The sequence below is a fragment of the Herminiimonas aquatilis genome (genome assembly GCF_042665175.1).
GTDB lineage: Bacteria > Pseudomonadota > Gammaproteobacteria > Burkholderiales > Burkholderiaceae_D > Oxalicibacterium > Oxalicibacterium aquatilis.
Genome location: NZ_JBHTCC010000001.1, coordinates 400217 through 416863, shown reverse-complemented (window position 1 = coordinate 416863; position 16647 = coordinate 400217). Strand labels below are relative to the sequence as shown.

12 protein-coding genes and 1 pseudogene are annotated in these 16647 nt (G+C 53.7%); 7 read left to right on the top strand and 6 right to left on the bottom strand.

The window, feature by feature from the left end; genetic code table 11:
- Positions 1 to 38: 38 nt before the first annotated feature.
- Positions 39 to 1826, bottom strand: a complete 1788-nt coding sequence (locus ACFQO0_RS01820; RefSeq protein WP_382232343.1) for an ABC transporter transmembrane domain-containing protein — start codon at positions 1824 to 1826, stop codon at positions 39 to 41.
- Positions 1827 to 2228: 402 nt separating this feature from the next.
- On the opposite strand from ACFQO0_RS01820, the gene egtD reads away from it, so the two are divergent.
- Both egtD and egtB read left to right on the top strand, forming a co-directional pair.
- The gene (egtD, locus tag ACFQO0_RS01815; RefSeq protein WP_382232342.1) at positions 2229 to 3191 is read left to right on the top strand and encodes an L-histidine N(alpha)-methyltransferase; all 963 of its coding nucleotides are present in this window, start codon (positions 2229 to 2231) and stop codon (positions 3189 to 3191) included.
- A gap of 178 nt (positions 3192 to 3369) precedes the next feature.
- Positions 3370 to 4617, top strand: coding sequence for an ergothioneine biosynthesis protein EgtB (egtB, locus tag ACFQO0_RS01810; RefSeq protein ID WP_382232341.1), 1248 nt, complete (start codon positions 3370 to 3372; stop codon positions 4615 to 4617).
- 114 nt (positions 4618 to 4731) lie between these two features.
- Here egtB and leuA read toward each other — a convergent pair whose 3' ends face one another.
- From leuA to ACFQO0_RS01795, 3 genes and pseudogenes are all read right to left on the bottom strand, one after another.
- A complete protein-coding gene (leuA, locus tag ACFQO0_RS01805) occupies positions 4732 to 6393 on the bottom strand; it encodes a 2-isopropylmalate synthase (protein WP_382232340.1) in 1662 nt (553 codons plus the stop codon).
- Between the two features lie 391 nt (positions 6394 to 6784).
- Positions 6785 to 7597, bottom strand: a complete 813-nt coding sequence (locus ACFQO0_RS01800; RefSeq protein WP_382232338.1) for a DODA-type extradiol aromatic ring-opening family dioxygenase — start codon at positions 7595 to 7597, stop codon at positions 6785 to 6787.
- A 283-nt stretch (positions 7598 to 7880) separates the two neighbouring features.
- Positions 7881 to 7934 (bottom strand): annotated as a pseudogene (locus tag ACFQO0_RS01795) (hypothetical protein); the annotation flags it as partial.
- 127 nt (positions 7935 to 8061) lie between these two features.
- Here ACFQO0_RS01795 and ACFQO0_RS01790 point away from each other — a divergent pair.
- Complete coding sequence (locus ACFQO0_RS01790) at positions 8062 to 8217, top strand: hypothetical protein (RefSeq protein ID WP_382232337.1); 156 nt, start codon at positions 8062 to 8064, stop codon at positions 8215 to 8217.
- Here the strand turns inward: ACFQO0_RS01790 and ACFQO0_RS01785 are convergent.
- Positions 8214 to 9623 (bottom strand): DEAD/DEAH box helicase, encoded by a 1410-nt coding sequence (locus ACFQO0_RS01785; RefSeq protein ID WP_382232336.1) that lies wholly within the window; start codon positions 9621 to 9623, stop codon positions 8214 to 8216. The two genes, ACFQO0_RS01790 and ACFQO0_RS01785, sit on opposite strands and share 4 nt — an antisense overlap.
- A gap of 424 nt (positions 9624 to 10047) precedes the next feature.
- Positions 10048 to 10833, bottom strand: a complete 786-nt coding sequence (fabI, locus tag ACFQO0_RS01780; protein WP_382232335.1) for an enoyl-ACP reductase FabI — start codon at positions 10831 to 10833, stop codon at positions 10048 to 10050.
- A gap of 239 nt (positions 10834 to 11072) precedes the next feature.
- Here fabI and ACFQO0_RS01775 point away from each other — a divergent pair, with 239 nt between their 5' ends.
- The 4 genes from ACFQO0_RS01775 to ACFQO0_RS01760 are packed head-to-tail and all read left to right on the top strand — an operon-like array spanning position 11073 to position 16639.
- On the top strand, positions 11073 to 12872 hold the full coding sequence (locus tag ACFQO0_RS01775) for an extracellular solute-binding protein (RefSeq protein ID WP_382232333.1): 1800 nt from the start codon (positions 11073 to 11075) through the stop codon (positions 12870 to 12872).
- 10 nt (positions 12873 to 12882) lie between these two features.
- Positions 12883 to 13941 carry a microcin C ABC transporter permease YejB gene (locus ACFQO0_RS01770; protein WP_382232332.1) on the top strand — a complete coding sequence of 353 codons (1059 nt, stop codon included), beginning with the start codon at positions 12883 to 12885 and terminating at the stop codon, positions 13939 to 13941.
- A complete protein-coding gene (locus ACFQO0_RS01765) occupies positions 13938 to 15044 on the top strand; it encodes an ABC transporter permease (protein WP_382232331.1) in 1107 nt (368 codons plus the stop codon). The genes ACFQO0_RS01770 and ACFQO0_RS01765 overlap by 4 nt, the downstream gene beginning before the upstream one ends.
- Positions 15041 to 16639 (top strand): ABC transporter ATP-binding protein, encoded by a 1599-nt coding sequence (locus ACFQO0_RS01760; RefSeq protein ID WP_382232330.1) that lies wholly within the window; start codon positions 15041 to 15043, stop codon positions 16637 to 16639. The genes ACFQO0_RS01765 and ACFQO0_RS01760 overlap by 4 nt, the downstream gene beginning before the upstream one ends.
- Positions 16640 to 16647: the final 8 nt, after the last annotated feature.

Sequence of the window (16647 nt, the reverse complement as noted above, 5' to 3'; positions counted from 1 at the left end):
GAACGGGCCGATAGACAGACGAGCCGGCCAGATCGAGTTTAATGCTGACCGAACTGCAGCGCGGCGAGACTGGCGTACAAGCCGCCAGCGGCAACCAGCGATGCATGCGTGCCGGTTTCGACAATGCGGCCGTGTTCCATCACGATGATGCGGTCGGCACGTTTGACGGTTGCCAGTCTATGCGCGATGACCAGTGTGGTGCGGCCGACCATCGCCGCTTCCAGTGCGCCTTGCACCAGACGCTCGGATTCAGCATCCAGCGCGCTGGTGGCTTCGTCGAGCAAGAGTAGAGGCGGGTTTTTCAACAAGGCGCGGGCGATGGCGATGCGCTGGCGTTGGCCGCCTGACAGGCGCACGCCACGCTCGCCGAGGAAGGAGAGATAGCCTTCCGGCAGGCGTTCAATGAATTCGTGGGCGGCGGCAAGTTTCGCAACCGCGATGACTTCGTCGTCGGTGGCATTGGGACGGCCGTAGCGTATGTTCTCCATCGCATTGGCAGAGAAGATCACGGTGTCTTGCGGCACGATGCCTATCGTGTTGCGCAAATCGTGCAGATCGAGCTGACGGATATCGATGCCGTCGAGTTCGATCACGCCTTCCTGTGGATCATAAAAACGCAACAACAACTGGAACAGCGAAGTCTTGCCGGCACCGGACGGGCCGACGATCGCGACCGTTTCGCCAGCCTTGATTGCGACCGACAGATTGGACAGGGCCGGTGTCAATGGACGCGACGGATAGTGGAAAGTCACCAGATCCAGTGCCAAGGCAGCGCCATTGGCACGCCGCGGTGGCAATGTGACTGGCGATACCGGTGACGAGATAGGCGACTGCACGGCCAGCAATTCCAGCAGGCGTTCGGTTGCACCCGCAGCCCGCTGCGCATCGCCCATCACTTCAGAGAGCGCGCCGATCGCGCCGGCGACTATGGCCGAGTATAAAATGAACTGGCCCAACTCGCCGCCGCTCATCGTGCCGTTGATGACCGCATGGGCACCCAGCCACAACACGAAAACGATGGCGCCAAAAATCAGCAGGATCGCGATCATCGTCAGCATGGAGCGCGCGCGTATGCGGCGCATTGCCGTCTTGAACGCTGCTTCCACGGTTTTGCCGAAACGACTGGATTCAATCTCTTCATGTGTGAAGGCCTGGACAGTCGGCATGGCGTTCAGGATTTCACCTGCCAGCGCTGATGCATCGGCAACCCGGTCCTGGGAATCACGCGACAGCGTGCGCACGCGCCGACCGAACCATACGATGGGCAAGACCGTTGCGATCAGCATCACCACAATAATCGAGGACAGTTTGATGCTCGTCACGAACAGCATCACGAGGCCGCCGATGAACAACAGCACATTGCGCAAAGCCATCGATATGCTGGTGCCGATCAGGGTTTGAATCAGCGTCGTATCGGTGGTGATGCGCGACAGGACTTCACCGCTTTGTGTGGTTTCAAAAAACTGCGGGCTCTGTGTCACCACATGCGAATAGACGGCGCTGCGTACATCTGCAGTCACGCGTTCACCCAGCCACGAGACCATGTAAAAACGGGCAGCAGTGGCGACCGCCAGTATGCAGGCGACACCGAACAATGCGAGGAAGTAGGTATTGATGCTCGCGGTGTCGTGGATGCCATTGGCACCGAAACCGAGATCAATCATCTGGCGGAATGCATACGGAATTGTCAGCGTCGCCGCTGCAGCAACCACCAGGGCAAGGCCTGCCAGTGCAAACTGCTTTCCATAAGGGCGTAGAAATGTCAGGAGTCCGCGCAAAGTGGCGATACTGCCTTTTTGTAATTCTCTGGACGTCGTCGGGATCATGGTTCACTGCTTTACTTAAAATAATGCGAATTCAAGGCGTGATCTTGGCAGGATCATCGATAGGCGCGCACATGCGTACTTGTTTTGCGTGATAAGGTTATCGCACTGTGCTTGCCACGTTGCCTAAGCAGGTCAGTCCCGCTGCATCGTGGGCATAGCTTAGCACCAGTCACCCCAGGTATTTTGCAAGTCTTACCGGTAATGACGGTAGAAATGACATTGTTTTCACTGCATTTGCACTGGCTTGCGATGCCATATGGGGATGGTATCGCAGCGAACAAGCTTTGCTTGATTAAACCGGCAGATTTGAGCGGATAGTGAGGAACGCACAAGCCTGTGCATAGTCAGACCGATATCATCGAATCATCCATCTGCAACATCCAACAATAGGGAGCAGCCAGCTTGGCACAATTTATTCAACTCGTAGAACAACGCAAACAATCCGTTGAAGATGAACTCCTGGCAGGTTTGACTGCGCCGCAAGCGACGACTTCACCGAAGTATTTATACGATGCGTTGGGTTCCAAATTGTTTGAAGCTATTTGCGAACTGCCGGAATATTATCCGACTCGTACCGAGGCTGAAATTTTCCACAAGCATGCGCAAGAGATTGCAGATGCTTGCGGTACTGGCGCGACCCTGATTGACCTCGGCGCCGGTAATTGCGCGAAGGCTGCGAGTCTTTTCCCATATTTGCAGCCGACGCAGTATGTTCCTGTCGATATCTCCATCGATTTTTTAAGCGATGCTGTGAGTCGGTTGCAGCAGCGGTTTCCGGCTATCGACATGGTGGGCGTGGGCACGGATTTTTCCGCTGGTCTGGTATTGCCGGAAACGGTACGTAGCGCGCAGCGCCTGTTTTTTTATCCGGGCTCGTCGATAGGCAATTTCACACCGGATGAAGCACTGATATTTTTGCGGCAGATCAAAGCCGCTTGCGAGCAGGACGGGGCGAAGGGCGGTGGTTTGCTGATCGGCGTTGATCTGGTCAAGGAAAACACGATACTCAGTGCGGCGTATGATGATGCCCTGGGTGTGACAGCGTCCTTCAATCTGAATTTATTGCAGCATCTGAATCGTTTGCTGGATGCTGATTTTGATGTGCGCGAATGGCGCCATCGTGGATTTTTCAACGAAAAATTGAGCCGCGTTGAAATGCATCTGGAGGCCGCGTCAGATCAGACTGTGCGTTGGCCAGATGGTGTGCGACGCTTTGAGCGTGGCGAGCGGATACACACCGAGAATAGTTATAAATACTCGCGTCAGGGTTTTATCAGTTTGTTGAATGCAGCCGGATTCGGGAATGTGACCACCTGGAGCGATCCGCAGCAGTGGTTTATGGTGTGTCATGCGCGGCTGGTTTGAGATAGAAGGCTTGGATAGAAGACTTGTGATGCGGGTTGGAACGCTGGATGGGCTGAGCGGTCGAATCGCTTCAGTAGTTGTCTTTGGCAGCTCCGTTTTGCCGGCCATCAAGAGCAGGATGAATTTAAACAAGTAGTGTCTCGTGATCAATGTCTCACCTTCAACATTATGGAACATCATGAACGTACAGACAGAACGCCTATACCTCAGTGAGTCGCATGATTTGTCCTTGCGCTTTGAAACGGTACGCGCGCATTCGGTTGCGCTAGCTGAACCCTTGTCGGAAGAAGATTGTTGTGTGCAGTCGATGCCGGATGCCAGCCCGATCAAATGGCATTTGGCACACACGACCTGGTTTTTTGAAACCTTTATTCTCGAACGTTTTGAGTCAGACTTTCAGCCTTATCATCCCGCCTTCCGCGTTCTCTTCAATTCCTATTACAACGGGATTGGTGACAAACATGCACGTGCGCAACGCGGCTTGCTGACGCGCCCGCCATTTGCCGATGTGTTGAATTACAGGCGCGAGGTGGATGCTCGTATGCTGGCGGTGCTGCGGAATCCGCTGCTTACCGATGTCCAGGTCGAGCTGGGGAATTTACTGGAACTTGGCTTGCAACATGAGCAGCAACACCAGGAATTGATGATGACGGACGTCTTGCATTTGCTGTCATGCAATCCATTGAAGCCGGCTTATACCGAAATGCCGCGCCTGGTTGCAAAACCCTCAGCAGAATTGCAGTGGTTAACCTTCAATGGTGGCGTGGTGCAAATCGGACATGACGATCAAGGCTTCTGTTTCGATAATGAGATGCCGGTACACAGACAATTTCTGGAACCGTATGCGCTTGCATCACGTTTGGTTACCAACCGCGAATATCTGGCTTTTGTGGAATCTGGAGCCTACGGAAATCCCGCTGTGTGGCTTTCGGAAGGATGGGATTGGGTGCAGGCCCAGCAACTCACGCATCCTTTGTACTGGCAACAGTGCGGTGATGGCGATGCTGCGACATGGCATGCGTTTTCCCTGCATGGATTGCAGGCACTGAACCTTGATGCGGCAGTCACCCACATTGCTTACTTTGAGGCAGATGCGTATGCGCGCTGGGCTGGCGCACGTTTGCCGACGGAGGCTGAGTGGGAACACGCTGCAATGCTGGCATTGCCTTCGGACGACGCACAGAAAGACTGCATGCAATTTTTCGGCAATTGCTGGCAATGGACGGCCAGCAGTTATTCAGCCTATCCCGGCTATGCCACTGCCGCTGGCGCATTGGGTGAGTACAACGGCAAGTTCATGTCCAACCAGTATGTGTTGCGCGGCTCATCCTGCGTCACGCCGGATGGCCATAGCCGTGCGACCTATCGAAACTTTTTCCCGGCGACGGCGCGCTGGCAGTTTTCCGGCATACGTTTGGCACGATAGGCTTGTGCCGGTTGACTCGCGAGGCTTGACCGAAGCAGAGTATTTCGCAGCAAGACCGCAAGTTGACAATAAAAAAGCCGCTGATCTCAGCGGCTTTTTCTTGAGTGCACATGATTACTGTGCGGACAGTGCAATATCGCGATTGACTGCGCTCAATACCGCGCGGAACGATGCGGTCACGATATTCCCATCGATACCGACGCCAAAACGTGTGCTGCCATTGTTCACGCGCAGTTCGACATAGCTGGCCGCATTGGCGCTGGCACCAGCACCGATCGCGTGTTCATGAAAATCCATCAGTTTGATATCCAGTCCCAATGCATTGATGAAGGCATCGATAGGGCCGTTGCCGGTACCTTGTACAGAGAGTGCTTTTCCGTCTTTTTCAAGATCGACCTTGATTTGCACTTCACCACTTTTTGTATCGTCGATGTGGTGACCGCGATATTGATACGGCGTTACCGCATTCAGATATTCACTGTTGAAGACTTTGTGGATGTCTGTCGCTGCGACTTCGCCACCAGTTTCGTCGGTGATGCGTTGTACGGCCCGGCTGAATTCGATTTGCAGGCGACGTGGCAAGACAAGACCGTATTCCTGCTCCAGCAAATACGTCATGCCTCCTTTTCCTGATTGACTGTTGATACGAATGACCGCATCGTAACTACGTCCCAGATCCGCTGGATCTACCGGCATGTAAGGGACTTCCCAAATGCCATTCGGATCCTGCTTGGCAAAACCTTTCTTGATCGCATCCTGATGCGAGCCAGAGAAAGCGGTGTAGACCAAATCGCCAACATAAGGATGACGTGGGTGTACTGGAATCTGGTTGCACTCTTCCACGCACTGACGCACGGCATCGACATCGGAAAAATCCAAATCTGGTTTGATCCCTTGCGAATAAAGATTGAGCGCAAGCGTGACCAGATCGACGTTGCCAGTACGCTCGCCATTTCCGAACAAGCAGCCTTCGATCCTATCCGCACCAGCCATCACGCCGAGTTCAGCGGCGGCAACGGCGCAACCGCGGTCATTGTGCGGGTGCAGGCTCAGCACGATAGAGTCGCGACGCGCAATATTGCGATGCATCCATTCGACTTGATCAGCATAAACGTTGGGCGTGCTGGCTTCTACGGTGCCGGGCAGGTTGAGGATCATCTTGCGTTCAGGTCTCGGCTGCCAAGTCGCCGAGACTGCGTCACAGATCTCTTTTGCGTAGTCGAGTTCGGTCATGCTGAAGGCTTCCGGCGAATACTGAAATACCCATTCAGTTTCTGGATGCGCGTCGGTCAATTCCTTGATCAATTTGGTGCCCGCAACCGCCATTGCTTTGACTTCATCCTTGGACATATTAAAGATGATTTTGCGGAATGAAGGCGCAGTCGCGTTGTACATGTGGACTATGGCGCGACGCGCACCGACCACGGATTCAACCGTGCGGCGAATCAAGTCTTCACGCGCTGGCGACAGGACCTCAATCGTGACATCGTCGGGAATACGTTTTTCTTCGATCAGTCTGCGTACAAAGTCAAAATCGGTTTGCGAAGCAGAAGGGAAGGCCACTTCGATCTCTTTCAGGCCGATTTGCACCAGCATATCGAAGAAGCGCAATTTCTTGGCGTGATCCATCGGTTCGATCAGTGCTTGATTACCGTCGCGGAGATCGGTGCTCATCCAGATCGGTGCTTTGCTAATCACCTGATTGGGCCAGGTACGATCGGTCAAACGGACAGGTTCAAAGGCGCGATATTTTTGCTCTGGGTTAGACAACATCATGATGTGTTTTCCTTGCTTTGCTATTTTTTAAAATTGGGAATATCCGTTGTGGCAACAGGCTACCTGACTTGCCACGCGACGCGAGGCCAGGTAATCGATCGGTAGTAATAGCAAAGCACGCGCACAGGCCATCACGGCGGAAAGAGCGCCAGCGATGAACGATGCAGGAAGGGCCTTGATAGTCATTTTTCGGGTGAAACCTTGGTGTTTTTTGAGGTCCGGTGATTAACACCGGCAGGTACATCAGTGCAGTGCGCAGCGCGCGACGATCAGTTTAATCGTAGCGATAGTAGTAGCGTTGCTAGCAGGGCGCTGGCAGCGTACGAGGTCGTGCGGAATTGAAAATGTGTCGAGGACATCTCGCTAATGTAGGTGATCGCGGCCGCCCTTGTCAAGTTTCCGCGATGTCACCAAAGGCGATTGCAGATACGACAACATTCATCACGGTGTCCTGGAATATCCGTTTACCTTGGTCGTTGCCGGCTGCGCCCGCTGCCACCATCAAAGGCAGAAAATGGTCCGGATGCGGCTGTACGTCGCGCGCATTCGGCGCATCTTGCCAGTGCTGCAACAGTGTATTGCGCGTTGTTTCGGGCTTGGTCGCCACGTCGGCCAGCCAGTCATCGAAATGTTCGGATGCTTCCTTAAATGCAGGATTGAAGCCGCGCATATTGTGAAAGCTCATACCGCTGCCAATGATCAACACACCCTCGCTGCGCAAAATCTGCAGCGCTTCGCCTGCACGTATATGCGTAGCTGGGTCCAGTCCTTTTTTCATCGATAGTTGTACGACCGGTATATCCGCATCCGGAGCCATCACTTTCAACGGGATGAAGACGCCATGATCCCAGCCGCGCTGCGTATCAACATGTGCCGTCAAACCTGCCTTGGTCAGCAGATTTTGGACGCGTGCAGCGAGTTCAGGCGCCCCCGGTGCCGGATAGCTTAATTGGTAAGTGTGTGCGGGGAAACCGTGATAATCGTAAATCAGCGGCGGTTGCGGATGGGCGCCCACGGTGAATTCGTTCTCTTCCCAATGGCCCGAAATAATCAGGATCGCTTCTGGGCGTGCGCCTACAGTCATGATCAAATTGCGCAAAAAATCTGCCATGTGATCCCACATATGCGGATCGCCCGGCCAGTCCATGAAAAAACACGGCCCACCGCCATGCGGGATGAAGAAGGTCGGAAGCGGTTTTGGCATGTATTTTCGCTGAGGTTTATGAAGCAGATTCTTCTCCGCTTTATAGGTATCAAGATGATGCCTTAAAACGGATGCTGTTGAAGAGCATCATCCTTGCTGATTAGCAGTTACCTTTTTTGGCTTGACCAGGAGGGCAGTGACCACCGTTCTTATGATTGCCCGATTTCCATCCACCTTTATTTAACTGCCATTGACCATTGCGCTGATGCCATTCCGGAGATTCATAGACATAGCCTGATCGTTCGCGTTCCCAGTGACCATCCGACCATACATGTGTATGTCCATTCCAATTCCAGTAACCAGGCGCCCATACATAACCGCTACGTGGCGAAGGCATAGGTTCATACCGCAACGGCGGCGGTGCCGTGCCGATATTAACGGAAACGCTGACTTCTGCTATGGCTTGAGTTGGTGCGATGGCAGTGGCACTGATAAGAAAGGCAGTGCAAATAAGCAGGTGCTTCATGAATATTCTCCTTGTTATGTGCGCTTTCAATATAGCGCATAAACCAGAAAAGTCGCTAGCTGCTGCATTTCCTTACAAAGGTTACCGACGTAAAAAAGCCGGACCACTTTTGGCCCGGCTTTTTGTTTATGGTTATAGCTTGATCAGCTATTAACGCTCGCCGAAAGGACGACGTGTTGCACCGCCTGCATCGCTGGTACGTGGACCTTTGTTGTAGCCACCGCCATCGTTGCGTGGAGCATTCGGTTTGCTGAATGTGCGTTGACCTGGTTTAGCCGCGTTGCCACGGTTGTCGCCTGGTTTCCAGCCGCCTGGTTTGTGATTCGAACGTGGCGCCGAGGCCGTACGTTTTGGCTCAAAACCTTCGATTACCGAGACAGGGATCAATTGCTTGATGAAACGCTCGATGCGTTTGACGTTCATGCTTTCTGCATGATTGACCAGCGAAACCGCGATACCGTTACGGCCAGCGCGACCGGTACGACCGATACGGTGAACGTAGTCTTCCGGGAATTTCGGCAGATCGTAGTTGAACACGTGCGTGATCGCAGGAACGTCGATACCGCGTGCAGCAACGTCGGTTGCAACCAGGACGCGGATTTGACCGCGACGCAGGCCGTCAAGTGTACGATTACGTGCGCCTTGATGCATGTCGCCATGCAGCGCAGCAGCAGCGAAGCCGGCGATGTTCAAACGATCAGCAATCGTGTCTGCATCGCGCTTGGTCGCGGTGAAGACAACAGCCTGGTCCATGGTTTCGTCACGCAGCAGATGATCGAGCAGGCGATTCTTGTGCGACAGATCGTCGACAAAATGTACGCCTTGCTTGATGTTTTCGTGCTTGGTGGCTGAGCCGGCAATCTGGATGACCAAAGGGTCTTTAGTGATGCGTTTAGCCATGGTGCCGACGGTGCCGTCGAGCGTTGCCGAGAACAGCATGGTTTGACGACCTTCTGGTGTTGCTGCCACGATTTTTTCGATGTCATCGATAAAACCCATGTCCAGCATGCGATCAGCTTCGTCCAGTACCAAAATTTGCAATTCGGAGAAATCGATTTTGCCCGATTCCATGTGGTCGATCAAACGACCTGGCGTAGCAACCAGGATCTCCGGGTTCTTTGCCAATAATTGCATTTGTTTTGGGTAAGGCATGCCGCCCAGGATCGAAATAGCTTTGACACGCTTCATGAACGCGCCGTACTTGTCGGTCGAAGTGGTGACTTGCAAAGCCAGTTCGCGGGTTGGGGTCAACACCAGCATTTTTGGTTGAGCAGCTTTAAAGCGTGGGCGATCGCCGCGTGAGCGTGCCGATTGCGCTTCCTGATTTGGCGTTCTGCCGCCTTCAGGTGCTTGTTGTTCTGATTGAACTGCAAACTTGTGCAGAGCAGGCAGCATGAATGCCGCTGTCTTGCCGGAGCCTGTTTGCGACGAGACCATCATGTCACGGCCTTCGATCGCAGCAGGAATCGCTTGTGCTTGCACGCCTGTAGGGGCGGTGTAGCCGGATTCAGTCAATGCCTTGATGATGGACGCGTGGAGGCCTAGTGATTCAAATGTCATTATTTTCTTTCGTATAAAGCAGCGCTGCAGGATCTAGCCTGGATCGTGTCCAAGTGGAGACTGCGAAATGCGCAAAAATGCAAAGCTAACCAACGAAACAGAAACAGCTGTGAAAACTCTGAGAGATTTCGGCACAAAAGCTTTGCGCCGGGACGGTGTATAAACTTCAACACCTGAAGGCGGGAGGGCTTTATCGTTAATGCTAACGGTTCGCGATGCTACAAAGTGCAATGCCTGTTGCAAAGCACAGCGCGCATTGTAGTACAGAACGTGGGCGATGTCGAGTCATTCGCTGCAATGCACTGAAAAAGAGCGGCGGTACACGCGATCAATCGATAAAAAAAGCGGCAGAATCTCTGCCGCTTTTTGATTCATTGCATCGGACAATCGCTGGTTTCGAATGCCCTGCAATGCAAGCAAGAATTTAGTCCCCGCCCATGCCGCCGACGACATGCGAGAAGCCGCCATCGACATAGGTGATTTCGCCGGTAATGCCGCTGGACAGATCCGACAGCAGGAAGGCGGATGCATTGCCGATATCTTCCTGCGTCACATTGCGACGCAAAGGCGCATGTTCCTTGACGAAATTGAGTATCTTGCCGAAGTCCTTGATGCCGCTGGCGGCCAGGGTCTTGATCGGGCCGGCCGAGATGCCGTTGACACGTATGCCTTTGGGGCCCAGGGATTCGGCCATGTAGCGTACGCTGGCTTCCAGCGATGCTTTTGCCAGTCCCATCGTGTTGTAGTTAGGCAGGGCGCGGATGGCACCGAGATAGCTCAGGGTCAGCAATGCAGCGTTCGGGCTCAGCATCGGCAATGCAGCTTTGGCCATTGCCGGGAAGCTGTAAGCCGAAATGTCATGCGCAATCTTGAAGCCTTCGCGTGACAAACCTTCGAGGAAGTCGCCGCCAATCGCTTCGCGCGGCGCAAAGCCGATCGCGTGTACCAGGCCGTCGAGCTGGTCCCACGATTTGCCCAGATCAGCGAACAAGGCCGTGATCTGTTCATCGCTGCCGACGTCGCAATCGAAAATCAGGGTGCTGTCGAATTCTTTGGCGAACTCGGTAATGCGATCCTTGAAGCGCTCACCGACATAGGTAAACGCCAGTTCGGCGCCTTCACGTTTGCAGGCTTCTGCGATGCCGTAAGCGATGGAGCGGTTCGATAACAAACCGGTGATGAGAATTTTTTTGCCTTGCAAGAATGCCATGAACGACTCCAGTGGTTCTTAGGGAATGGGTGTGGAATGGGCAAGATTGTAGGGGCTGACGGGAACAACAGCAACTTTTGTGACAATTCTCTGCTTTTCTTCTGGCTTGAACGGCGCATTCGCTGCTCACCGGCGCGCTTGGCTGTGGGTGTTTCTGTAGAATAGCCGGAACGACAACATGAGCATCCTGTATCAAGTACAGGATTGCCCGGCTGGCAAACATCATTCACGACAGGCGCATGGTTAAATCAATTTACGCATTTTTGCTGCTCTGTTTCATGGCGCAAGGCAGCGCTGCTTTTGCCGCTCACGCATTCTCTCTATATGACACGCCGAAATATCCGGCGGGCTTTACCCACTTCGATTACGTCAATCCCGATGCGCCCAAAGGCGGTGAGCTGTTTCTCGCCAATCCCGACCGTCGTAGCAGCTTCGACAAATTCAATCCCTATTCTTTAAAGGGTGTGGCCGCAGCGGGTGCATCGAACCTGATGTTTGAAACGCTGGCCGTGAGTTCCGGCGATGAAGTCGCGACCATGTACGGTTTGCTGGCAGATGACATGGTGCTGGCGCCGGACAGGTTGGCGATGACGTTTCACATCAATCAAAAAGCGCGTTTCAATAACGGCGATCCGGTGCTGGCGGCCGACGTCAAATATTCATTCGATACCTTGATGGAAAAAGGCGCGCCGCAATTCAAATCCATCTTTTCCGAGGTGAAGCGTTGTGTGGTCGTCGATGAGCGCACGGTGCGCTTCGAATTCAAGTCGCTGAATCATGAACTGCCGTTGATAGTCGGCAGTGTGCCGGTGTTCTCGCGCAAATGGGCGGCGGGCACCGCGTTCGATCAGATTCAATTGACGCCGCCTATCGTCAGCGGCCCGTACTTGATTGATCGCTACGACACCGGCCGCTCTATCAGCTACAAATTGAATCCGGATTACTGGGGCGCGAATATCCCGACCCGAAAAGGCACGTTCAATTTTGCGCGTATCAACTATCGTTTTTATAAAGACGATGTCGCCAAGCTGGAGGCCTTCAAGGCAGGCGAGTTTGATCTGGTAGTTGAATACAGTGCCAAGAACTGGGCGCGTAGTTACAAGGGCCCCAAATTTACCAGCGGCGAAATCATCAAGCGCGAACTGACGCATTCCAACGGTGCCGGCATGCAGGGCTTCGTGATGAACTTGCGCCGGCCGCAGTTCCAGGATGTGCGTGTGCGTCGTGCTCTCGACCTCGCGCTAGATTATGAATGGATGAACCGGCAGTTGTTCTTCGGTTCCTACAAGCGGATTTACTCCTTCTTCAATAACAGCCCGATGGCGGCGACCGGCTTGCCCTCGGCCGATGAACTGAAGTTATTGGAGCCGCTGCGCGACAAACTTGATCCCGTTGTATTTGGTCCTGCGCCTATCCCGCCGAATACTGATGCGCCGCGCTCACTGCGAGCGAATTTGCTCGAGGCGGTAGAACTGTTCCGTCAAGCTGGCTGGACTTATCGTGATGGCGCTTTGAGCAATGCCAAGGGCGAGCCGTTTGCATTTGAAATTATTGATGACCAGTCTGCACTATCGCGTGTGATTAGCGTCTATATCCGCAATCTGGAGAAGCTCGGCATACAGGTCACGCAGCGCACTGCCGATTTTGCATTGGTGCAAAAACGCATGGATGAGTTTGATTTCGACATGACCAGCATCCGCTTCCCGGATGTCAGCAGCCCCGGCAATGAAATGTTCGATATGTTCGGCTCCAAGGCTGCCGATGAAAAAGGTTCGAGCAATGCGTGGGGCTTGAAAGATGCTGCGGTGGACCGGCTGGTCGAAAAACTGGTGGCCGCCGACAGTCGTCAGCAACTGGTTGCGGCCGCGCGTGCGCTGGATCGTGTTCTGCTGCATAAACACATCGTCGTGACGCACTGGTATTCATCCACGCATCGCGTCGCGTATCGCGACCGCTTCGGCATTCCTGCGACTGCGCCGCTTTACTATCAGGCCGATCCGTATGTGATATCAACCTGGTGGCAACAGAAAGCAAGATGAGGATGCTGCGATGAATATCTGGTCTTACATAATCAAGCGCGTGCTGCTGATGCTGCCGACTCTACTCGGCGTGGTCGCAATCACATTCGCCGTGATTCAATTTGTGCCGGGTGGACCGGTCGAGCAGGCGCTGATTGAATTGAAAGGGCAGGTCGGTGCAGGAGAAGCGACCGGCGGGGGCGCTTCGCAATATCGCGGGCGGCAGGGCATAGATGCCGAGCGCGTGGCAGAGATCAAGGCGCTGTATGGCTTCGACAAGCCCGCGACCGAACGCTTCTGGCAAATGCTGAAAGGCTTCGCCACCTTCGATCTGGGAAAAAGTTTTTACCATCACAAGGATGTGTGGGAACTAGTCGTCTCCAAGCTGCCGGTGTCGATCACGCTGGGTTTGTGGACCTTCTTCCTGACTTATTTTATTTCAGTGCCGCTAGGTATCGCGAAGGCAGTGCGTGAAGGCAGTCGTTTTGATTCCATCACCAGCATGCTGGTGTTGGTGGGTTATTCGATTCCCGGTTTTATCCTCGGCGTGTTCTTGTTGGTGATGTTTGGTGGCGGCAGTTTTGTGCAATGGTTTCCGCTACGCGGCTTGACGTCGGATGATTGGGAGCAGATGTCATGGATAGGCAAGGTACTTGATTATCTGTGGCACATCACCTTGCCAGTGACGGCATCGGTGGCCGGATCGTTTGCGGTGATGACGATGCTGACCAAGAACACATTTCTCGAAGAAATACGCAAACAATATGTGTTGACTGCGCGCGCCAAGGGACTGAGTGAAAATGCTGTGCTGTACAAGCATGTGTTTCGCAACGCATTGATTCCGCTGGTAACCGGTTTTCCAGCCGCGTTCATCGGTGCGTTCTTTGCCGGCAGTCTGTTGATTGAAACCTTATTTTCGCTCGACGGCCTCGGTTTGCTGTCATATGAATCGGTGATACGACGCGATTATCCGGTCGTGATGGGGACGCTGTATCTATTCACATTAATCGGTTTGCTGGTCAAGTTGCTGGGTGACTTGTGCTACGTCTGGGCCGATCCGCGCCTGCAGTTTGAAAGCCTCAATCGATGAATTCACCTGTAAATTCAGTTGCAGATTCGGCTGTGACCCTCACTGCAACTAATGCTGCAACGTCGGCGCTGTCGGAGACGAAATCCATCTCGCCTGGTCGGCGCGTCTGGCTGCGCTTCAAGAAAAATCGTCGTGGTTACTGGAGCCTGATTCTGTTAAGTATCCTGGTTGTCATCAGTTTGCTGGCCGAATTGGTGTCGAACGACAAGCCCTTGATTGCACGCTATAACGGCAACATTGTTTTCCCTATGTTGACGACGTATTCGGAAAAGAAATTTGGTGGCGATTTTGAATCGCAGGCTGATTACCTCGATCCCTTCATCCGTGATCAATTCAAAAAAGATGGTAATTGGGCGATTTACCCATTTAATCATTACCACTTCGATACGCTGAATTATTTCGCGACGTCGCCAAATCCGGCGCCGCCTTCAGCCGAAAACTGGCTGGGTACAGATGATAGGGGGCGTGATGTATTTGCGCGCCTGCTTTACGGCTTCCGTGTGTCCGTGTTGTTCGGTCTGGCACTAACGTTTACCGGCGTGTTGCTGGGTCTGCTTACAGGTGCCATCCAGGGATACTTTGCGGGCAAAACGGATCTGTTCTTCCAGCGCTTCATGGAAATCTGGGGTTCGATGCCCGAGCTATATTTGCTAATCATTTTTGCATCGATTTTTCAGCCTAGTGTCGGTTTGCTGTTACTCCTGCTTTCACTGTTTGGCTGGATGGGTTTGTCCGATTATGTGCGCGCCGATTTTTTGCGCAATCGCAATCTTGAATATGTACAGGCGGCACGCGCATTGGGTTTGTCGAACGGCCAGATCATCTGGCGTCATGTGTTGCCGAACAGCCTTACGCCGGTAGTAACCTTTTTGCCGTTCCGCATGAGCGGTGCGATTCTGGCGCTGACCAGTCTGGATTTCCTGGGACTGGGCGTACCGGCCTCGACCGCCAGCCTGGGCGAATTGCTGGCCCAAGGTAAAAATAATCTGGATGCATGGTGGATAGCAGTGTCAACATTTGTCGTGTTGACCGTGATGCTGTTACTGCTGACAAATATTGGTGATGCGCTGCGCAATTCGCTGGATGTCCGGAGGAAGGCATGAGTTTGCTGGAGATTCAAAACCTGCAGGTGGCCTTCGATACGAGCAAGGTGGTGGATGACGTTAGCTTCAGCATCTCGGCCGGAGAAAAATTCGCGCTGGTCGGTGAGTCGGGATCTGGTAAGACGGTAACGGCCTTGTCCATCCTGCGCTTGAATCAGGATGTGAGCTACGGCGGGAAGATCCTGTTTGAAGGTCAGGATATCTTGCAGAGAACCGAAGCGTCGATGCGTGCAGTGCGCGGCAAGGATATCGCGATGATTTTCCAGGAGCCGATGACCGCGCTCAATCCACTGTTTACCATCGGTAACCAGATCGCTGAAGTATTGATGCTGCACGAAGGCATCAGTGCCAGAGCTGCGGCATTGCGGTCCATCGAATTGCTGGATAAAACCGGGATTCCCGAGCCGCAGCGTCGCGCCCTGTCTTATCCGCATCAGCTATCCGGTGGCCAGCGCCAGCGCGCCATGATTGCCATGGCGCTCGCTTGCAAGCCCAAATTGCTGATCGCCGATGAGCCGACCACTGCGCTCGATGTCACGATTCAAGTGCAGATTGTTGAATTGCTGAATCAGTTGCAGCGCGAAGAAAACATGGCCGTGCTGATGATCACGCACGACTTGAATCTGGTGCGGCATTTCGCCGATCGCGTTGGTGTGATGGAAAAAGGGCGTCTGGTCGAAGTCGCCACTACGCAGGAATTATTCCGTGCGCCAAGCGAAGCCTACACGCGCAAACTTTTGACCAGTCAGCCGCACAAATTAGTGAATACGGTCGACTCGGCTGCGCAACCCTTGATGAATGCCGCACAGCTAACTTGCACGTTCGATATCAAGCAGGGCTGGCTCAAGAAGACCCGATTCGCTGCGGTGGATGATGTCAGTTTGCAGGTGCGGCCGGGAGAGACGCTTGGTATAGTGGGCGAATCCGGGTCCGGTAAATCAACATTGGGTCTAGCCCTGTTGCGACTGTCCAGTGCCACGGTGGAAGGGTCTATCGCCTTCGATGGCAAAGCCATCAACGCGATGCGCAGCGATGCTCTACGACCTTTGCGTGCGCGTATGCAAGTCGTGTTTCAAGACCCGTTTGCCTCCCTTTCGCCACGCCGCACGATAGAACAAATCGTCGGTGAAGGCCTGGCCTTGCATCAACCGCAGTTGGGAGCCGCAGGGATACGCAAGGCGGTTGCTGCCGGCTTGCAGGAAGTCGGTTTGTCGCCAGACATCCTGTCGCGTTACCCGCATGAATTTTCCGGTGGCCAGCGTCAACGCATAGCGATTGCACGTGTATTGGTCTTGAAGCCGGATTTGATTTTGCTGGATGAACCGACTTCGTCGCTGGATGTGTCGGTGCAGCAGCAGGTGCTACTGCTGCTGGCAGAACTGCAAAAGAAATACGGCATGGCTTATATATTCATCAGTCATGATCTGGCGGTGATCCGTGCGATGGCACACAGGGTACTGGTGATGAAAGATGGCAAGGTGGTGGAGAGCGGTGCGACGGATGCGGTATTTTCGCAGCCGGCGCAGGCTTATACGCAGCGGTTGCTGGCGGCTGCCGTATATGCCGACAATAACGACGGATCAGCAAAGGCTTGATGCGCCAA

Excerpts from the sequence above, each read along its gene's own strand:
- ACFQO0_RS01820 (WP_382232343.1), bottom strand. The coding sequence starts at position 1,826 with ATGATCCCGACGACGTCCAGAGAATTACAAAAAGGCAGTATCGCCACT.
- egtB (WP_382232341.1), top strand. The coding sequence starts at position 3,370 with ATGAACGTACAGACAGAACGCCTATACCTCAGTGAGTCGCATGATTTG.
- leuA (WP_382232340.1), bottom strand. The coding sequence starts at position 6,393 with ATGATGTTGTCTAACCCAGAGCAAAAATATCGCGCCTTTGAACCTGTC.
- ACFQO0_RS01800 (WP_382232338.1), bottom strand. The coding sequence starts at position 7,597 with ATGCCAAAACCGCTTCCGACCTTCTTCATCCCGCATGGCGGTGGGCCG.
- ACFQO0_RS01790 (WP_382232337.1), top strand. The coding sequence starts at position 8,062 with ATGAATATTCTCCTTGTTATGTGCGCTTTCAATATAGCGCATAAACCA.
- ACFQO0_RS01785 (WP_382232336.1), bottom strand. The coding sequence starts at position 9,623 with ATGACATTTGAATCACTAGGCCTCCACGCGTCCATCATCAAGGCATTG.
- fabI (WP_382232335.1), bottom strand. The coding sequence starts at position 10,833 with ATGGCATTCTTGCAAGGCAAAAAAATTCTCATCACCGGTTTGTTATCG.
- ACFQO0_RS01775 (WP_382232333.1), top strand. The coding sequence starts at position 11,073 with ATGGTTAAATCAATTTACGCATTTTTGCTGCTCTGTTTCATGGCGCAA.
- ACFQO0_RS01770 (WP_382232332.1), top strand. The coding sequence starts at position 12,883 with ATGAATATCTGGTCTTACATAATCAAGCGCGTGCTGCTGATGCTGCCG.
- ACFQO0_RS01765 (WP_382232331.1), top strand. The coding sequence starts at position 13,938 with ATGAATTCACCTGTAAATTCAGTTGCAGATTCGGCTGTGACCCTCACT.
- ACFQO0_RS01760 (WP_382232330.1), top strand. The coding sequence starts at position 15,041 with ATGAGTTTGCTGGAGATTCAAAACCTGCAGGTGGCCTTCGATACGAGC.